Genomic DNA, 16114 nt, shown 5'->3' on the forward strand with positions numbered 1-16114 from the left:
GTCAGCGGAGGGTAACGGCGAGCGCCCCGCTTAGCGACATGGCGGCCACCCGTTCGGCGGCCGATCTCGGCATGGAGATCAGCACCAGCAGCTCGCCGGAGCCCGGACCGGCGCGGGCGGCCGCGGCGGGGTCGAGCACGGCCTGGACCGTGGCGCCGGAGGTGAGCACGACGGGCTCGTCGGGGCGCTCGCCCGCGGCCACCACGTCGACCCGGCTGCCCGGGGCGAGCACGGCCGCCACGGCGGGGTCGGCCAGCCGGACCGGGACGACCGCGGTGCCCGGGTCGGTGGCCGGGGCGGCGCCGGCCAGCCGGGCGTCGGTGATGGGCTCGCCTGCGCGGGCGGCGGCGACCAGCGACCGGCCGTCGAGGGCCGGGACCTCGTGCGCGACCCCGGCCGGGGCCAGCTCAGCAGGCCACTCGCGCACGACGAGGTCTGCGGCGGTGAGCCGGGCGCCCGCCGGGACGTCGGCGGCCGCCACGACCACGGGCACCACCGCGACGCGCTCGGCGGGGGAGAGGGCCAGCACGAGCGCGGTGGCGGCCAACGCGGCCGCGAGCACCCGGCGCAGCAGCAGGGCGCGCCGCCAGCCGAGCCGGCCCGGCGGCCCGCCGCGGCGCAGCCACGCCGGCCGGCGCCCGGGCGGGCGCCGCCGCGGATCGCCCGGGGCGGCTGCGGTGGTGGGAGCGGAGGAGGCGGGTGCGTCGGTCATGGCTCGACGCTAGGTCGCTGCGACCCCCGACGACCGGGAAACCTCCCCGGCTGTGGACAACTCGCCGGTTGTGGACGACTCACCCGACGGCGACCGGTCGAGGCCGGTCGCCGTCGGGGGGTCGTGTCAGGATGCGGCGGCGGCCGGTGCGCTCGACCCGCTGTCCTTGCTGCTGGAGCCGGACGACCCGTTCGTCGAGCTCGTGCTCGACCCCGAATCCGACGACGTGCTCGATTCGCTCTTCGTGGCGGAGCCCGCCTCGCTCTTGGCCGGGGCCGTGCCGCTGGCCGCCCCGGAGCGGCTGTCGGTGCGGTAGAAGCCGCTGCCCTTGAAGACGATCCCCACCGAGGAGAAGACCTTGCGCAGCTTGCCCGCGCAGTTCGGGCACTCCGTCAAGGAGGGGTCGGAGAAGGACTGCACGGCCTCGAACCGGTGGTCACAGGCGGTGCAGGCGTACTGGTAGGTAGGCACAAGTCCCTCACTCGGAAATCTGGCACTCGAACGCAGAGAGTGCCAGCATAACCCGGGGGGATCATCCGTTGTTCCCGAGCTGACGCAACCCGCCGAAGGGCAGCAGCGCCGCGGTCACCGGCCGGTCGGGCGCCCCGCGGCACGTCCTCGTCCGCACCGGTCCCTGATCGGGATCCCGCTCTGCGCGTGCCGTCAGGCAGGCACGCTACCGGCGCCGATAGGCTCGCCCACCATGTACGAGCCCGCCATCGAACCGTCGGGGGAGGTCGTCCGATGAACACCGCACCGCCGTTCCGCTCCGCCGTGGTTCCGGCCGCCGGCCTGGGTACGCGTTTCCTGCCCACCACCAAGACCGTGCCCAAGGAACTCCTCCCGGTCGTCGACACACCGGGGATCGAGATCGTCGCCGCGGAGGCCGCCGAGGCAGGCGCCGAGCAGCTGCTGATCGTCACCTCACCGGGCAAGGACGCCGTCGCCGCGCACTTCGCCGACTCCTCGGAGCTGGAGAAGGAGCTGCAGGAGCGCGGCAAGGGCAAGCTGGTGGCGAAGGTCCGCCGGGCCCACGAGCTGATCAGCGTGCGCACCGTCACCCAGTTCGAGGCCAAGGGCCTCGGGCACGCCGTCGGCTGCGCCCGCGAGGCCATCGACCCGGCCGACGGGGCGTTCGCCGTCCTGCTGCCCGACGACATCGTCCTGCCCACCGGGGTGCTGTCGAAGATGGCCGAGGTCCGCGCGCAGAAGGGCGGCAGCGTGCTGTGCGCCTTCGACGTGCCCCGCGAGGAGATCTCCGCCTACGGGGTCTTCGACGTCACCGACACCGACGACGACGACGTCAAGCGCGTGCACGGCATGGTGGAGAAGCCCGCCGCCGACGAGGCGCCGTCCACGTTCGCCGCCGCCGGCCGCTACCTGCTCGACGTCGCGATCTTCGACGCACTCGACCGGATCACCCCCGGTGCGGGCGGCGAGCTGCAGCTCACCGACGCCGTCGCGCTGCTGATCGAGGAGGGCCACCCCGTCCACGTCGTCGTGCACCGCGGCGGCCGCCACGACCTGGGCAACCCGGGCGGCTACGTCCGCGCCTTCGTCGACTTCGCGCTGCAGGACCCGCAGTACGGGCCCGACCTGCGCGAATGGCTGGCCGCACGGCTGAACGGCTGACCCGACCGTGCGGTCGGTTGACGAGCAGCTGCGGCGGGTGCTGGCCGCCGCGGTCCGGCCCGCTCCGGTGCGGGTCGCGATCTCGGAGGCGCACGGCCTGCGCTGCGCCGAGGAGGTGGTCACGGCGCGCCCGTTGCCCGGGTTCGACCAGGCCGCCATCGACGGCTACGCCGTGCGCAGCGTCGACCTCGCCGGGGCCGGCCCGGCGCACCCGGTCATGCTGCCCGTCGTCGGGGAGATCCCGGCCGGTTCGCGCCAGCCGCTGCGGCTGCAGCCCGGGCAGGCGGTCCGGGTGGCGGCGGGCGCCCCGCTGCCGACCCTGGCCGACGCCGTCGTGCCGGTCGCGTTCACCGACGCGGGGGCCGCGCGGTTGCAGGTCCGCAGGGGCGTGCCCTCGGCGTCGTTCGTCCGCCGGGTCGGCGAGGACGTCCAGCCCGGCGACGTCGCCGTCCGGCGCGACGCGGTGATCGGCGCGCCGCACGTGGCGCTGCTCGCCGCGGCCGGGCGCGACAAGGTGCTCGTGCACCCCCGACCGCGGGTGTCGGTGATCTCGGTCGGCGACGAGCTGGTCGACCTGGCCCGCACGCCGGGCGCGGGTCAGGTCGCCGACGTCTGCTCGCACGCGCTGACCGCCGCCGCCCGGGAGGCGGGCGCGGAGACGGCGCGGGCGAGCCTGGTCCGCGGCGACGCGCGCGACGTCGGCGCGGCGATGCAGGACCGGCTGCCGTTCAGCGACGTCATCGTGGTCTGCGGGGCGGTGGGCGGCAACGCGGGCGCCGAGGTGCAGGCCGCGCTGGCCGGCCTCGGCGAGCTGGACACCACCCGCGTCGCCATGCACCCCGGTTCCAGCCAGGGCTTCGGCCGGCTGGGCCCGGACGGGGTGCCCACCTTCCTGTTCCCGTCCTCGCCCGCCACCGCGCTGCTGCTGTTCGAGGTGCTGGTGCGCCCGCTGCTGCGCACCGCGCTGGGGCGCTCCGACCCGCACCGGCGCACGATCTCCGCCCGGCTCACCTCGCCGGTCAGCTCCGCGGCGGGGCGGCGCGGCTTCCTGCGCGGCAGGCTGCTGCGCGACCAGGTCACCCGGGAGTACCTTGTGCAGCCGATCGGCACCTCGGGCACCCACCTGCTGTCGACGCTGACCGACGCGAACGGCATCATCGTGGTTCCCGAACCGGTCACCGAAGCCACCGTGGACGAGCCCGTGGACGTCGTCTTCCTCCCCGCCCCCTCCTGACCCGGTGCCCTGAGCGGTGGTCTCCACGCATCCCCAGGTCGAAGGGCGGCACCCGGGCTGGCCCGCGCGCCTCGGCCCGCTGCGCGTGCGGGCGGGCGAGGTCGAGCTGCGGCCCGTGCGGCTGCGCGACGGGTCGGCCTGGTCGCAGGTGCGCATCCGCGACGAGCGGCACCTGGCCCCGTGGGAGCCGACCATGCCGGGCACGTGGGAGCAGCGCCACGCGGCGGGCGAGTGGCCACCGCGCTGGTACCAGCTGCGCGTGGCGGCCCGCCGCGGGGCGGCGCTGCCGTTCGCGGTCACCCTCGACGGCGGGTTCGTCGGGCACGTGATGGTCGGCAACGTGGTGCGCGAACCGCTGCTGTCGGCCTACGTGGGCTACTGGGTCGACGCGGCCGTCGCGAACGGCGGGGTGATCACCGCGGCCGTCGCCATGGTCGTCGACCACTGCTTCGGCCCGGTCGGGCTGCACCGCCTGGAGGCCACGGTCCGCCCGGAGAACGGGGCCAGCCTGCGGGTGCTGGCCAAGCTGGGGTTCCGCGAGGAGGGCCTGTTCCAGCGCTACCTCGACGTCGACGGCGGATGGCGCGACCACCTGGTCTTCGCGCTCACCGCCGACGAGCCCGGCCCGAGCGGCGTGGTGGGCCGGCTGGTCGCCAGCGGCAGGGCTGAATGGGCGTAGTAACACTTCACCTGAGTCACACGAGCCACATCCGCCACACCGGCCGGTGGACGACTCGCGGGTGAACATCGCCGGTGACGGCGCGTCGCTGCCTGGTCCGCCCCCCTCCGATCACTACCGTTGAAGGCCGGACGCGATCTTGGCCCGGGGGGGCCGGGGTCGTGGCCCGCTGTGCCGTGGGGGGAGGAGGCAGCCGTGCCCAGCTCGATGATCTTTCTGGGGCTGGTCGTGGTCTGGCTGCTCATCCTCGTCCCCGCGGTCGCGCGACACCGGCAGGAGGTGGCACGGCCGAGCACGGCCGCGCTCTCCGGGCGGGTGCTCGACCGGCCCCGTCGCGGGCGCGACCGGGACCGTGGTCGCGACACCCGCGCGCCGGTCGGGGCACGCGAACAGGAGGTGGACGTGACCGAGCACGACGAGCAGCAGCGGTCCGTGGCCGTGGCCGACGACGAGCGGCCACCGCCTGCAGAGGACGACCGGGCGTGGGAGCGCCCCCCGCCGAGGTACCGCCGCGGCCGGGGCGGGTTCGACCCCGAGGCCGCGGCGCTGGCCGCCCGCGCGCGTTACGCGTTCCGCCAGCGGGTGGTGCTGGTGATGCTGGTCCTGGTGGTGGCCACCGCCCTGGTCGCCGGCCTCGCCGTCGCGTGGGTGTGGTGGGTGCACGGCGCGGTCGACGTCGCGCTCGTGGCCTACCTCGCCTACCTGCGTCGCCAGGTGCGGCTGGAGGAGTCCATCCGCCACCGGCGCGCCGCCCGCATGGCAGGCACCCGTCGCACGTCGGCCGCCGAGGACCCGGATCTCGACGAGTGGGCCGAGCGCGGCCGCGCGGCCTCGGGCCCGGCCCGCAACGGCCGGGAGACCGTCGCCGACGCCGTCCGCCGCGCCGCCCGTGCCGAGGCGGCCGACGGGCGCGACGACCGCCACACCGACGACCATCCCGACGATTACGACGACCGCTACGACGACCGCTACGACGACCGCTACGACGACGAGGCCGACGCCCCGGAAGGCGACGCGCACACCGACTCCGAGCCCGACGAGCTGGCCCGCGAGGAGCCGGAGCGCGTCGCAGGCACCGGCGCCCCGCTCTGGCGCGGTCCGGGCCCCGGCCTGGAGATGATGGAGGTCGAGTCCGCGCTGCCGCGCCGGGAGCCGGTCCCCACCCCACCGCTGCCCGCGGGCACGTCACTGGTCGACACCGACCTGGACGACCCCGAGCTGCACGACCTCGAGGAGTGCCCGCACCGGCCCGACTACCGGCGTGCGGTCGGTGAGTGAGGGGCTGATAAGGTTCTGCCACACCGCCGGTGACGGCGGGATCCGGGGCTGTGGCGCAGTTGGTAGCGCGACTCGTTCGCATCGAGTAGGTCAGGGGTTCGATTCCCCTCAGCTCCACCCCACGAGCATCGGCGGCGCCACCCATCGGGTGGCGCCGTCGTCGTTCGGACCGCCGTGGCCCGTCAGGCGACGAGGACCGCGACGTCGTACTTCTGGATGGCGGTGTCCCTCGTGGCCAAGGTGAGGTTCTCGCACCGCGCCTGCGCGATGAGCATGCGGTCGAACGGGTCACGGTGGATGAGGGGGAGCCGACCGGCGACGATGGCGTGCTCGAAGGTGACGGGCAGTTCTCGGAACCCGCTGTCGCGGACCCGTTCGGGCAGATCGGTCGGCTCCTGGAGCTTGCCGATCGCCTGCTTGACGGTGACCTCCCACAGCGTGACCGGGCTGAGGAAGACGTCGGGATCGTGGTCGAGCAGGCTCTTGACGTCGTCCGACAGGGTCGGATCGTCGGTCAGCCACCAGAGCACGACATGGGTGTCCAGCAGCACGCTCACAGCGCGGGATGGAAATCGTCGGCGATCAGGTCGTTGACCTCGTCACTGTCCCAGTCCTCGGTCGCGACCAGGGTGCCGGCCAGCGAGCCCCGGCCGGTCCGGGTGACGCGACGGGTCAGGGGGACGACCTTCGCCACCGGAGTGCCCGCCCGACTGATGATGATCTCCTCACCGTGCTCGACGCGGTCGATGATGCGGGAGAGGTTGGTCTTGGCATCATGGATGTTGAACTGCGAGGCGGCGTCGCTGGACATGGGTCCTCCTTAGCTAGGAGCTTAGTCCGCTGCGCGGCCCGCGGCCAACGGCCTCCGGTGCGGTGGCGGGACGGGTCCGTCGGGGGTGCGGACGCGCCGAAGACCGGGGGGTGGATCACCGCTCGGTGCCGGAACGTGGTTCACTAGGTGTCGGTCGTTCGGTTTCGGTGCTCGTGTGATGCACGCCCGCGGGAACACGTTGGGCAGGTGCATAGCGCTCGTCGCGGTGCTCCTGCCACGCGGATCGGCCGGAACGGGCACGGTGTCCGTTCCAACGGCTGCTAGGAGCACATCGCATGGCGCAGGGAACTGTGAAGTGGTTCAACGGCGAGAAGGGCTTCGGCTTCATCGCTCAGGACGGCGGCGGCGCTGACGTCTTCGTGCACTACTCCGAGATCGACGCCTCCGGCTTCCGGAGCCTCGACGAGGGTCAGCGCGTGGAGTTCGAGGTCGGCCAGGGCGCCAAGGGCCCCCAGGCCACCGGGGTCCGCCCCATCTGACGCGGATCACCTGATACGCCGACAGCGGCGGCACCACCGGACCGGTGGTGCCGCCGCTGTCGTTTCCTCGGCCGGTGCGCACCGTCGCGGCCCCGGCCACCCAGACCGGTTGTGATGCTCTCTCACGGTCTCGCCCTCACAGTCGGGGGCGCTGCGTCGTCATAGCGGTGAGGACGGCTGCGGACGAGGAGGCGGGCCATGTCGACCCCGGCGGACCCGGTCGCCGCGGAGCGGCGCCGGCTGCTCAACCTGTCCTACCGGCTGCTCGGTTCGCTGGCCGACGCCGAGGACGTCGTCCAGGAGACCCACGCCCGCTGGTGGGCGCTGTCGCCCCGGGAGCGGGAGGCCATCGCCTCGCCCGCCGCCTGGATGACGACGGTGGCCGGGCGCATCTGCCTCGACCTGCTCGGCTCGGCGCGGGCCCGGCGGGAGCGCTACGTGGGCGAGTGGCTCCCGGAGCCGCTGCCCGATCGCGCGGAGTGGGTGGGCGGTCGGTCGGGACCCGCCGATCCGGCGGAGCGGGTCACCCTCGACGAGTCGGTCGCCATGGCCTTCCTCGTCGTCCTGGAGTCGATGACCGCGGCCGAGCGCGTCGCGTTCGTCCTGCACGACGTGTTCGGCTACCCCTTCACCGACGTCGCCGGGATCGTCGGCCGCACCCCGGCCGCCTGCCGCCAGCTGGCGTCCTCGGCCCGCCGCCGCCTGCGCGCGTCGCAGAACCCGCCCGTCGCGCCGGACCGGCGCGCCGGCATCGTCCGGGACTTCAAGCGGGCGTGGGAGGCCAAGGACATCCCCGCCCTCATCGGCCTGCTCGATCCCGGCGTCACGGCGATCGGCGACGGCGGCGGGCTGGTCAGCGCCGAGCTCCACCCGGTGACGGGCGGCGAGGAGGTCGCCCGCTTCTTCGTCGAGCTGGCCGACCGGGCGCCGGGCATCACCCTGCTCGAACGCGCGGTGAACGGCCAGCCCGGCCTGGTGATCCGCGACGGCGACGCCGTCGGCGCGGTGATGGCGTTCGACGTGGCCGGGGACCGGATCACGCGGATCTGGGCGGTGCGCAACCCGGAGAAGCTGCGGCCGTGGACGTAGGCGCAGCGGGCCGGCGCGCGGGCTCGTCAGCGTAGGAACGGGATCCCGAGCATCACCAGCAGGTGTCGACGCCGTCGCTCCTCGTCGAAGACCGGGGCATTGCGGACGGGAAGTGGCCGCTCGGCTCCCTAGCGTCGCCGCCATGACGACGACCGCTCCCGACATCCACCCGTTCCGCATCGACGTCCCGCAGGACCGGCTCGACGACCTCGCCGCCCGGCTCGCCGCCACGCGCTGGCCCGACGAGCTGCCCGGCGTCGGCTGGAGCCGCGGGGTCCCCGTCGGGTACCTGCGCGAGCTCGCCGAGCACTGGCGCACCTGCTTCGACTGGCGGGCCACCGAGGCGGAGCTCAACGCGCTGCCGCAGTTCACCACCGACGTGGACGGGCAGAACGTGCACTTCGCGCACGTGCGCTCGGCCGAGCCGGGGGCGCTGCCGCTGGTGCTGCTGCACGGCTGGCCGGGCGGGTTCACCGACTTCCGCGACGTCGTCGGGCCGCTGACCGACCCGCGGGCGCACGGCGGCGACCCGGCCGACGCGTTCGACGTCGTCGTGCCCTCGCTGCCGGGCTTCGGCTTCTCCACCCCGCTGGCCGGGCCGGGGATGGGGGCGGCGCGCATGGCCTCGACCATCGGCACGCTGCTCACCCGGCTGGGCTGCGAGCGCTTCGGGGTGCAGGGCTACGACACCGGGGCGTGGGTGGCCCCGGAGCTGGGCAGTCAGCACCCCGACCGGGTGGTCGGCGTGCACGTCAACGCCCTGCTGACGTTCCCGATCGGGGCGGAGGGCGAGATGGACGGGCTGACCGAGGTCGAGCAGCGGCGCTGGCAGGCGATGCAGGACTTCAACGACGGCTACCTGCAGTGCAACGCCAAGCGCCCGCAGACGGTCGCCTACGGGCTGCACGATTCGCCGGTCGGCCAGCTCGCCTGGATCGTGGAGAAGTTCAAGGAGCTGACCGACCCGGCCGACGGGCTGCCCGAGGACAGCATCGCCCGCGACCGGTTCCTGACCGACGTCGCGCTGTACTGGTTCACCGGCACCGCGGGCTCGGCCGCCCAGGTCTACTACGAGGAGATCTCCGCGAAGTCCTGGGACGACGGGGGCGGGTGGGACGCGCCCGGCCCGTCCGTACCGACGGGGGTGCTCGTCTCCACCCACGACGTGACCATCCGCCGCTGGGCCGAGCGCGACCACCACGTCGTGCGCTGGACCGAGCTCGACCGCGGCGGGCACTTCCTGGCGATGGAGCAGCCGGAGCTGTGGGTCGACGACGTGCGGGGGTTCTTCCGGGCGCTGCGCTGACGATCCGCGCTCACGCCGCCACCGCGGCCGGGCGCAGGGTGCCGGCGCGGCGGCGGATCACCCACTCCGCCACCGCCACGTTGATCAACCAGCCCAGGCCCAGCAGCAGGGCCCGGTCGGTCCCGATGGGTGTCGGGCCGACCAGGGCGAAGGGCAGGTGGACCAGCGCCTGGGTGCCGGCACCGACGCCGATGGCGTAGCCGCGCGTCATCCAGGCCCGGTGGGCGGCGACATCGCGGCGCCGGGCGGCGAGGACGCCCAGGACCAGCGCCGCGGCCATCGCGGCGCCGAACACCAGGCGCAGCGCGAACAGCAGGCCCTCGTCACCCGGCGGCACCGGGTACGCCACGGTCATCCAGATCCCGGACAGCGCCGCGGCCAGCCCGCACGGCACCAGCACGTACCGCCCGGCGGCCCGGTGCCATCCGGGTCGGCGGCGGCGGAACCGGGGGACGAACTGGAACGCGCCCAGCAGGCAGTACACGGTCGCGCCGACGACGTGCACGACGATCGGCACCGGGGAGTCGGTGAACCGGCTGTCGGCCGCGGTCGCGGCCACGCCGCCGGTGAGCGCACCCATCCGGACGGCGCCCCCCAGCACCGGGATGGCGCTGAGCAGGATCAGCCCGGTCGGCAGCAGCCAGCTCGGGCGGGTGGGAGCGGTCATGGGAGTCCTCTCGGGGTGGCCGGGCACCTGCGATGGTCCGGGCCGCGGCGCCGCACCGGATCCGGTCGCGCCCCCGACCGCCCTCCGGGACTTCCCCGATCCCCGCTCAGGCCGGGATGGCCGTGGCGCTGCCGGTGACGGTCACCCGCGGGTCGTCGGGGCGCACGTCGACCATCAGCTCGCTGGGCCGCCCCATGTCCTCGCCCTGGTGCACGGTGATCCGCGACGGCCGGTCGACCCGGCCGACGGCGCGCAGGTAGCCGCCGAGCGCCGCGGCGGCCGCGCCGGTCGCCGGGTCCTCGACCACCCCGCCGGGCGGGAACGGGTTGCGCGCGTGCACGGTCCGCTCGTCGCGCGGCCAGAACAGCTGCACGGTCGTCCAGCCGCACTCGCGCATCAGCTCGCCCAGCGCGGTGAAGTCGTAGTCGAGGTCGGCGAGGCGCTCGCGCGTGCGGACGGCGAGCACCAGGTGCTCGACGCCGCCGAAGGCGACGTGCGCGGGCCACTGCGGGTGCAGGTCGTCGGCCGACCAGCCCAGCGCGGCCAGCGCCCGCGCGACCTCGTCGTCGCTCGCGGGGCGCGACCGGGTGGGCACGCTGACCAGGCTCGCGCGCACGGCGTCCGGCTTGCTGGTCGCGACCGGCACGGTGCCGGCGCCCGTCTCGAAGACCAGGTCGCCGACGCCGTCGCGCTCGGCCAGCGCGACGGCGCTCGCGATCGTGGCGTGCCCGCAGAACGCGACCTCGGCGAGCGGGCTGAAGTAGCGGACCCGGAACCGGCGCTCGCCGTCGATCGGGGTGAGGAAGGCGGTCTCGGAGTAGCCGACCTCGGCGGCGATCCGCTGCATCGCGGCGTCGTCGAGGGCGTCGGCGTCGAGCACGACGCCCGCCGGGTTGCCGCCGGCGGGATCGGTGGTGAAGGCGGCGTAGCGCAGGACCTCGGTCATGACCCCAGCGTGCCGGGCGGTGCCCATCGAGTCCAACGATGAATCGCGGTCGACCTCATCGGGAAACGCGATACCATGCGGCGTGGACACGCGCCTGCTGCGGACGTTCCTCGTGCTGGCCCGCACCGGCAGCTTCACCGCCACCGCGGCCGAGCTGCACGTCGTCCAGTCCACGGTCACCGGGCACGTGCAGGCGCTGGAGCGGCGGCTCGGGACGCGGCTGTTCGACCGGCTGCCCGGCGGGGCGCGGCTGACCGACGCCGGGCGCCGCGTCGCGGGCCCCGCGCGCGACCTGCTCGACGACCAGCAGCGGCTGCTCGACGCGGCCGGTGCGGGCGGCGCCCCGGCGGGTGAGGTGACGATCGGGGCCACCGAGTCGGTGTGCGCCTACCGGCTGCCCCCGGTGATCGCCGCGCTGGCCGCCCGGCAGCCCGGGGTGCGGGTGCACCTGACCCCGGCCGGCACCGCGGCGGCCCTCGGCGCGCTGACCGGCCCGGACGGCAGGCTCGACATCGCCCTCCTCCTCGACGACGACCTGCCCGGCGACCTGCCCGCGCGCCGGATCGGGCGCGAGCCGATCGAGGTGGTCGGCGCGGCCGGGCACCCCGCGACCGACGGCCCGCGGTCGTGGGCGCAGCTGGCCGAGCAGCCGTGGTTCCTGCTGGAGGAGGGCTGCTCCTACACCGACCGGTTCGTGCGCGAGCTGGCCGCCGGGGCGCCCGCGCACCCGCGGATCACCCGGTTCGGCAGCATCGAGGCGGTGCGCTCGTGCGTGGCGGCCGGCCTCGGGCTGGCCGTGCTGCCGCGCGTGGCGGTGGCGGCCGGGCTGGCCGACGGGTCGCTGCGCCGGGTGGCCGGTGTGCCGCGCCCGGACGTCCCGCTCTCGCTGCTCACCGACCACCGGCGCCGGCCCTCCGCCGCCGTCGCCGCGGTCGCCTCGGCGGTCGAGTCGGCGGCGGCGAACTGGTAGCCGCTCCCGGCGGGACCGACCGAGGTGCTGGAACGCGGGCGCTGACCCCCGAGTACGCCCGTGGCGGAATCGATTCGCCGTCGCTCGGAACCGTCGGAAACCGTTGGTGCGGCGCACTAGCATCAAAACTGGAAGAAGTGCGCCCAAGGCATCCGGAAAGAAGTCGGAGCAGATGACGACGACACCGAAGTCTTCCGCGGCTGCTCACCTCGCGAACGGCAAGCCCGCCCTGGACGAGGTCAACCGCCGCCTCCTCGACCTGCTCACCGACGACCCGCGCGCCTCCGTGCCCGAGCTGGCCAAGGCGGTCGGGATGTCCGCCCCCGCGGTCCGCGAGCGGGTCAACCGGCTGCACGACACGGGCGTCATCCGCGGCTACCGGCTCGACATCGACCCGGCCGCCGTCGGCCTCCCGGTGACGGCGTGGGTGCGCATCCGCCCCGGCCCGCGCCAACTGCCCCGGATCGCCGAACTGGCCCAGCGGACGCCGCAGGTGAGCGAGTGCCACCGGATCTCGGGGGAGGACTGCTTCCTGCTCAAGGTCCACATCCCGGCCGTGGCCGACCTGGAGGACATCCTCGACGCCTTCCAGCTGTTCGGCCAGACCACGAGCTCGTTCGTCGTCGCCACCCCGGTCGAGCCGCGCCCAGCCCGGTCCCACTGATCGCCACGACGTCTCACCCCGGCTTCGGTTGCGCGCTCTGACCAGTCGTTATGCATCCGAGAGGAAGGTGCACGGCAGGTAACGAAAATCCGTCGAGTGCGAGAATTCGACGTGCGCCGTTGCGCGGCGCGGTCATCGCCGACCCGGGGGGACACGCATGAGACTCCGCACCGCACTGGCCGCCGTGGGCATCGCGGTCGTGGCGACGCTGCTGCCGTCCGGCGTCGCCGCCGCGGCGTCGCCGCTGCCGCAGTCGTGCCCCGACTTCGCCACCCGCTCCGACGCGCAGGCCGCCCTCGACGCGCACATCGTCGACGCCGACCGCCTCGACCCCAACCACGACGGCTTCGCCTGCCAGAGCAGGCTCGGTGAGCCCGCCACCTCCAACGAGCGCGCCACCGGCGACGGCGGGGGTGCCGCGGTCATCGCGTTCGTGATCGGCGGGCTCGCCGTCGGCGGCCTGGGCGCCGGCACGCTGGCCCAGCGCGCGCGCCGCGCGGCGCTCTGACGGCTACCGCCGGCTGCCCGGCGCCGCCGAGTCGGTTCAAGACCTCCTACCCGCCCGCCGCCGAGGACGTCGCCGACGTCCGGGCGCTGTGCGCCGCCTTCGGGTCCCCCGTCCCCGACACCCCACCGCGGGTCCGGCGCGGACTGAGCAGGAACCCACGCGCGGAAGATCGACTCGTGTCGGGCCGATCGTGGCATTCCGGCCGACGGAGCCGTCGGCGCGGTGAGCGTGCCTCGGCCTCGGTGGCGGGACGTCGGATCTGTCCCGTGTGGCCGGATTCGACCGGTGGCCGTGCGCCGGCCGCCGTTCGCCGCCTCCCCGCGGTCCGGGGGGAACTCGTGTGAACTACCGGCGGTGGCCCCCCCGTGTCGTCGGTTGTCGGGGCTGCGGAGCACCGGCTCACCCATTCCACCGAAGGAGTTCTCGATGACTGTGCGACGTCTGATCGGTGCCGCTTCAGCGGTTGGCGCGCTGACCGCCGCCTCGCTGCTGGGCATCACCGGCCTGGCCTCCGCTCAGGAGGACGACGGTGGCAAGAAGGAGTGGTTCACCCTCAGCGCCTCGGGCAGCGGCGACGAGGAGGTCCCCGAGGGCAGCGGCGAGGAAGGCACCGACCTGACGGCCAGCATCTCGCTGACCGAGGACGGCGACATGACCTACACGATCACCGTCAGCGGCAACTCGGAGACGATCAGCGCGGCCCACATCCACAAGGGCAAGGAGGGCGAGAACGGCGACGTGGTCGTCGAGCTCGACGCCGAGGCCGTGGACGAGGGCAAGGCCGCCGAGGTCGAGCTCGAGCCCGACCTCGCCAAGCGGATCATCGAGAACCCGGAGAACTGGTACATCAACACCCACTCCGAGAGCTTCCAGCCGCCGTCGGGCGTCGCCCGCGCCCAGCTGAAGTCCGCGGAGAAGGAGGAGAAGCCCGACATCATCGACACCGGTGACGGTGGCCAGTTCGCCGCCTCGCAGGCCGGGCCGAACTCCGGCGCCGTGGCCGCGGGCGCGCTGCTGATCGCCTCCGCCGCCGGTGGTGCCATCGCCTTCCGCCGCCGTTCCGGCACCGACAACGCCTGATGGGCGGGCGCGTCGCCGGCCGTGCGGCCGCTTCGGGGCTGCTCCTGGCGCTGTTCCTGACGGCGTGTGGGACGCCGGGCGGGACCGCCGGAGCTCCCCTCCCGGCTGGGTCGGCGCCGGCGGGGCAGGCGGCGCCTGCCCCGTCCGCGCCGGCTCAGCCGGACTCCGACGACGACTCGGGCCCGGCCAACGTCACCCCGGCCTCGGTGGAGATCGCCGGGGCCGGCCCGGCCCCGGTCGGCCTGGTCAACGTGGCCGATGACGGGTCGCTGAACATCCCCAAGGACATCGACGCGCTCGGCTGGTGGGTCGGCAGCAAGCCGATGGGCGCCGACGAGGGCACCACGCTCATCGCCGGGCACGTCGACTCGGCCACGGCCGGGCTCGGCTACTTCGCGAAGCTCACCGAGCTCGAGAAGGGCGACCCGATCACCGTCGTCGACGGCCTGGGCGAGAAGTGGACCTTCGAAGTCAGCGAGACCAAGCAGAGCGTCAAGTCCGCGCTGCCCGACGACGTGTTCGACACCAAGGGTGCGCGCAAGCTCGTCCTGATCACCTGCGGTGGCGAGTTCGACGAGGTCAAGCGCAGCTACGTCGACAACTACATCGTCTACGCCACGCCCGCCTGATCCCGGTGCCCGCCCGTCGGCGGGCACCGGCAGGATTCGGGGCATGCCGAGACTGCGCAGCGCCGTGATCCTGATGGCGCTGGCCCTGGTCGCGGTGGGCCTGGGTGGGCTCTCCGTGATGGACCCGTTCCACCTGCGCCACGCCCGCTGGTACACCTCCGGGGCCGTCCTGCTGGCGATCGTGCTGGTCACGGTGGCGTTCGCGGTCGTCGCCCGGCGCGGGCTCCTGCGGGGGCTGGTGGTGGTCGTGGGCGCCGTGGCGGTGGTCGGCTGGGTCGGGCTGGTCTGGCTGGCCTCCCAGCTCGTCAACGACAGCACCGAGGTCTCCGAGACCGCCGCGGACGACCGCCGGTTGGTGGTCCTGGAGGCCAGGGTCATCATCGACCCGGCCTACGCGGTGGTGGTGCGCTCCGGCAGCGGCCCGTTCGCCCAGGAGAGCCTGGTCTACCAGGGCCTGGAGGGCGCCCCGGCGCCCGCGGCGCGGTTCGTCGACCCGGACAGCGTCGAGGTCACCACGCCGACCGGCTGCACCTACCGCTCCGACATCGAGGCGGTCACCCTCGCGGTCTCGCCGGTCCACCGGCCCTTCCGGCTCGACACCTGCTGAGCCACCCGGTCCTCCTCGCCGGCGTCTTGCGGTGCGGGCCGCCTACACCGCCAACGCCATGCTGACCTTCCGCGACCCCGACGGCATCCAGCTGGAGTTCTTCTGGTCCGCGCCGCGCCCGCGGGGCTGACGGGTCAGGGCGCCGGGTCGTCGAGGGGGACCTCCGCCTCGGCGATGCCGACCGGCCCGGCGAGCGCCGCGTCGCCGGAGTGCAGCACGGCCATCACGAACCGGACCGGCACGTCGCCCTCCGCGGTGCAGCGGTGCGGGGCGTGCGCCTGGAACACCACCGAGTCGCCCGCCCCGAGCTGCTGGGCGGTGCGGCCGATGCGCAGCCCCAGCCGCCCGGACAGCACCGACAGGACCTCGCGGGTGCCCATCGAGTGGGCCTCCCCGTCGAAGGAGTCGCCGGGTTGCAGCGTCCAGTCCCACAGCTCGACGGCGTCGGGCGGGTCGGTGCCGATCCGGAAGATCGCGCTGCTGCCCGCCGGGGTGCTCCACAGCCGCGGCGCGTCGCCGTCGCGGCGCAGCAGCACCTGCGGCTGCGCGTCGCCGTCGACCAGCGAGTCGACCCCGACCCGCAGGGCCGCGGCCAGCCCGCACAGGGTGGCGATGCTGGGGTTCCCGTGCGCCATCTCGATCTGGATGACGGTGTCGCGGCTGACCCCCGCGGCCGCGGCGAGCGAGTCCACCGTCATCCGGTACTGGCGGCGCAGTGCGCGGACGTTGCGGCCGACGGCGGCGGCCACGTCCTGCGACGACTGCATGCCGTCCATAGTGCCGCAGGGCGAGCGGCACCGGC

The 16114-nt window shown here is 74.5% G+C and carries 20 protein-coding genes and 1 tRNA gene; 14 read left to right on the forward strand and 7 right to left on the reverse strand.

Annotated elements, in window-relative coordinates; all coding sequences use genetic code 11:
- Position 1: 1 nt before the first annotated feature.
- On the reverse strand, positions 2-712 hold the full coding sequence (locus tag KDL28_RS28255) for an SAF domain-containing protein (protein WP_252443400.1): 711 nt from the start codon (positions 710-712) through the stop codon (positions 2-4).
- Positions 713-838: 126 nt separating this feature from the next.
- Positions 839-1183: an FmdB family zinc ribbon protein gene (locus tag KDL28_RS28260; protein ID WP_252443402.1), complete on the reverse strand. Its 345-nt coding sequence runs from the start codon at positions 1181-1183 to the stop codon at positions 839-841.
- A gap of 273 nt (positions 1184-1456) precedes the next feature.
- On the opposite strand from KDL28_RS28260, the gene KDL28_RS28265 reads away from it, so the two are divergent.
- The 5 genes from KDL28_RS28265 to KDL28_RS28285 all read left to right on the forward strand — a co-directional run bounded on the left by KDL28_RS28265 (position 1457) and on the right by KDL28_RS28285 (position 5652).
- Positions 1457-2344 carry a UTP--glucose-1-phosphate uridylyltransferase gene (locus KDL28_RS28265; protein ID WP_252443404.1) on the forward strand — a complete coding sequence of 296 codons (888 nt, stop codon included), beginning with the start codon at positions 1457-1459 and terminating at the stop codon, positions 2342-2344.
- A gap of 7 nt (positions 2345-2351) precedes the next feature.
- Positions 2352-3578 carry a molybdotransferase-like divisome protein Glp gene (gene glp / locus KDL28_RS28270; RefSeq protein ID WP_252443406.1) on the forward strand — a complete coding sequence of 409 codons (1227 nt, stop codon included), beginning with the start codon at positions 2352-2354 and terminating at the stop codon, positions 3576-3578.
- 16 nt (positions 3579-3594) lie between these two features.
- The gene (locus KDL28_RS28275) at positions 3595-4257 is read left to right on the forward strand and encodes a GNAT family N-acetyltransferase (protein WP_252443407.1); all 663 of its coding nucleotides are present in this window, start codon (positions 3595-3597) and stop codon (positions 4255-4257) included.
- A 195-nt stretch (positions 4258-4452) separates the two neighbouring features.
- On the forward strand, positions 4453-5535 hold the full coding sequence (sepX, locus tag KDL28_RS28280) for a divisome protein SepX/GlpR (protein ID WP_252443409.1): 1083 nt from the start codon (positions 4453-4455) through the stop codon (positions 5533-5535).
- A 44-nt stretch (positions 5536-5579) separates the two neighbouring features.
- Positions 5580-5652 (forward strand) — tRNA-Ala (locus tag KDL28_RS28285).
- A 65-nt stretch (positions 5653-5717) separates the two neighbouring features.
- On the opposite strand, the gene KDL28_RS28290 is transcribed toward KDL28_RS28285, so the two are convergent.
- Positions 5718-6092, reverse strand: a complete 375-nt coding sequence (locus tag KDL28_RS28290; RefSeq protein ID WP_252443411.1) for a type II toxin-antitoxin system VapC family toxin — start codon at positions 6090-6092, stop codon at positions 5718-5720.
- Positions 6089-6346 (reverse strand): type II toxin-antitoxin system Phd/YefM family antitoxin, encoded by a 258-nt coding sequence (locus KDL28_RS28295; protein WP_252443412.1) that lies wholly within the window; start codon positions 6344-6346, stop codon positions 6089-6091. Before KDL28_RS28295 ends, KDL28_RS28290 begins: the two co-directional genes overlap by 4 nt.
- A gap of 296 nt (positions 6347-6642) precedes the next feature.
- Between KDL28_RS28295 and KDL28_RS28300 the strand changes: the two genes are divergently transcribed.
- The 3 genes from KDL28_RS28300 to KDL28_RS28310 all read left to right on the forward strand — a co-directional run bounded on the left by KDL28_RS28300 (position 6643) and on the right by KDL28_RS28310 (position 9241).
- The gene (locus tag KDL28_RS28300; protein WP_252443414.1) at positions 6643-6846 is read left to right on the forward strand and encodes a cold-shock protein; all 204 of its coding nucleotides are present in this window, start codon (positions 6643-6645) and stop codon (positions 6844-6846) included.
- 198 nt (positions 6847-7044) lie between these two features.
- The gene (gene sigJ / locus KDL28_RS28305) at positions 7045-7935 is read left to right on the forward strand and encodes an RNA polymerase sigma factor SigJ (protein WP_252443416.1); all 891 of its coding nucleotides are present in this window, start codon (positions 7045-7047) and stop codon (positions 7933-7935) included.
- A gap of 142 nt (positions 7936-8077) precedes the next feature.
- Positions 8078-9241 (forward strand): epoxide hydrolase family protein, encoded by a 1164-nt coding sequence (locus KDL28_RS28310; protein ID WP_252443418.1) that lies wholly within the window; start codon positions 8078-8080, stop codon positions 9239-9241.
- A 10-nt stretch (positions 9242-9251) separates the two neighbouring features.
- Here KDL28_RS28310 and KDL28_RS28315 read toward each other — a convergent pair whose 3' ends face one another.
- Both KDL28_RS28315 and KDL28_RS28320 read right to left on the reverse strand, forming a co-directional pair.
- Positions 9252-9908 carry a DUF2306 domain-containing protein gene (locus tag KDL28_RS28315; RefSeq protein WP_252443420.1) on the reverse strand — a complete coding sequence of 219 codons (657 nt, stop codon included), beginning with the start codon at positions 9906-9908 and terminating at the stop codon, positions 9252-9254.
- A 106-nt stretch (positions 9909-10014) separates the two neighbouring features.
- Complete coding sequence (locus tag KDL28_RS28320; protein ID WP_252443422.1) at positions 10015-10854, reverse strand: PhzF family phenazine biosynthesis isomerase; 840 nt, start codon at positions 10852-10854, stop codon at positions 10015-10017.
- An 82-nt stretch (positions 10855-10936) separates the two neighbouring features.
- On the opposite strand from KDL28_RS28320, the gene KDL28_RS28325 reads away from it, so the two are divergent.
- The 6 genes from KDL28_RS28325 (at position 10937) to KDL28_RS28350 (ending at position 15312) form a co-directional block, all read left to right on the forward strand.
- Positions 10937-11824 (forward strand): LysR family transcriptional regulator, encoded by an 888-nt coding sequence (locus tag KDL28_RS28325; protein WP_252443424.1) that lies wholly within the window; start codon positions 10937-10939, stop codon positions 11822-11824.
- A 172-nt stretch (positions 11825-11996) separates the two neighbouring features.
- Complete coding sequence (locus KDL28_RS28330; RefSeq protein WP_252443426.1) at positions 11997-12488, forward strand: Lrp/AsnC family transcriptional regulator; 492 nt, start codon at positions 11997-11999, stop codon at positions 12486-12488.
- A 157-nt stretch (positions 12489-12645) separates the two neighbouring features.
- On the forward strand, positions 12646-12996 hold the full coding sequence (locus KDL28_RS28335) for a hypothetical protein (RefSeq protein ID WP_252443428.1): 351 nt from the start codon (positions 12646-12648) through the stop codon (positions 12994-12996).
- 426 nt (positions 12997-13422) lie between these two features.
- Positions 13423-14076 (forward strand): CHRD domain-containing protein, encoded by a 654-nt coding sequence (locus KDL28_RS28340; RefSeq protein ID WP_252443430.1) that lies wholly within the window; start codon positions 13423-13425, stop codon positions 14074-14076.
- A 206-nt stretch (positions 14077-14282) separates the two neighbouring features.
- Complete coding sequence (locus KDL28_RS28345; protein ID WP_252443432.1) at positions 14283-14705, forward strand: class F sortase; 423 nt, start codon at positions 14283-14285, stop codon at positions 14703-14705.
- A gap of 43 nt (positions 14706-14748) precedes the next feature.
- Positions 14749-15312 carry a hypothetical protein gene (locus KDL28_RS28350; RefSeq protein WP_252443434.1) on the forward strand — a complete coding sequence of 188 codons (564 nt, stop codon included), beginning with the start codon at positions 14749-14751 and terminating at the stop codon, positions 15310-15312.
- 134 nt (positions 15313-15446) lie between these two features.
- Here the strand turns inward: KDL28_RS28350 and KDL28_RS28355 are convergent, their stop codons facing one another.
- Positions 15447-16079, reverse strand: a complete 633-nt coding sequence (locus tag KDL28_RS28355; protein ID WP_252443436.1) for a helix-turn-helix domain-containing protein — start codon at positions 16077-16079, stop codon at positions 15447-15449.
- Positions 16080-16114 lie beyond the last annotated feature (35 nt).

It is taken from the genome of Pseudonocardia humida, from assembly GCF_023898865.1.
Classification (GTDB): Bacteria; Actinomycetota; Actinomycetes; order Mycobacteriales; family Pseudonocardiaceae; genus Pseudonocardia; species Pseudonocardia humida.

Excerpts from the sequence above, each read along its gene's own strand:
- KDL28_RS28255 (WP_252443400.1), bottom strand. The coding sequence starts at position 712 with ATGACCGACGCACCCGCCTCCTCCGCTCCCACCACCGCAGCCGCCCCG.
- KDL28_RS28265 (WP_252443404.1), top strand. The coding sequence starts at position 1,457 with ATGAACACCGCACCGCCGTTCCGCTCCGCCGTGGTTCCGGCCGCCGGC.
- KDL28_RS28295 (WP_252443412.1), bottom strand. The coding sequence starts at position 6,346 with ATGTCCAGCGACGCCGCCTCGCAGTTCAACATCCATGATGCCAAGACC.
- KDL28_RS28300 (WP_252443414.1), top strand. The coding sequence starts at position 6,643 with ATGGCGCAGGGAACTGTGAAGTGGTTCAACGGCGAGAAGGGCTTCGGC.
- sigJ (WP_252443416.1), top strand. The coding sequence starts at position 7,045 with ATGTCGACCCCGGCGGACCCGGTCGCCGCGGAGCGGCGCCGGCTGCTC.
- KDL28_RS28310 (WP_252443418.1), top strand. The coding sequence starts at position 8,078 with ATGACGACGACCGCTCCCGACATCCACCCGTTCCGCATCGACGTCCCG.
- KDL28_RS28315 (WP_252443420.1), bottom strand. The coding sequence starts at position 9,908 with ATGACCGCTCCCACCCGCCCGAGCTGGCTGCTGCCGACCGGGCTGATC.
- KDL28_RS28320 (WP_252443422.1), bottom strand. The coding sequence starts at position 10,854 with ATGACCGAGGTCCTGCGCTACGCCGCCTTCACCACCGATCCCGCCGGC.
- KDL28_RS28330 (WP_252443426.1), top strand. The coding sequence starts at position 11,997 with ATGACGACGACACCGAAGTCTTCCGCGGCTGCTCACCTCGCGAACGGC.
- KDL28_RS28335 (WP_252443428.1), top strand. The coding sequence starts at position 12,646 with ATGAGACTCCGCACCGCACTGGCCGCCGTGGGCATCGCGGTCGTGGCG.
- KDL28_RS28340 (WP_252443430.1), top strand. The coding sequence starts at position 13,423 with ATGACTGTGCGACGTCTGATCGGTGCCGCTTCAGCGGTTGGCGCGCTG.
- KDL28_RS28350 (WP_252443434.1), top strand. The coding sequence starts at position 14,749 with ATGCCGAGACTGCGCAGCGCCGTGATCCTGATGGCGCTGGCCCTGGTC.
- KDL28_RS28355 (WP_252443436.1), bottom strand. The coding sequence starts at position 16,079 with ATGCAGTCGTCGCAGGACGTGGCCGCCGCCGTCGGCCGCAACGTCCGC.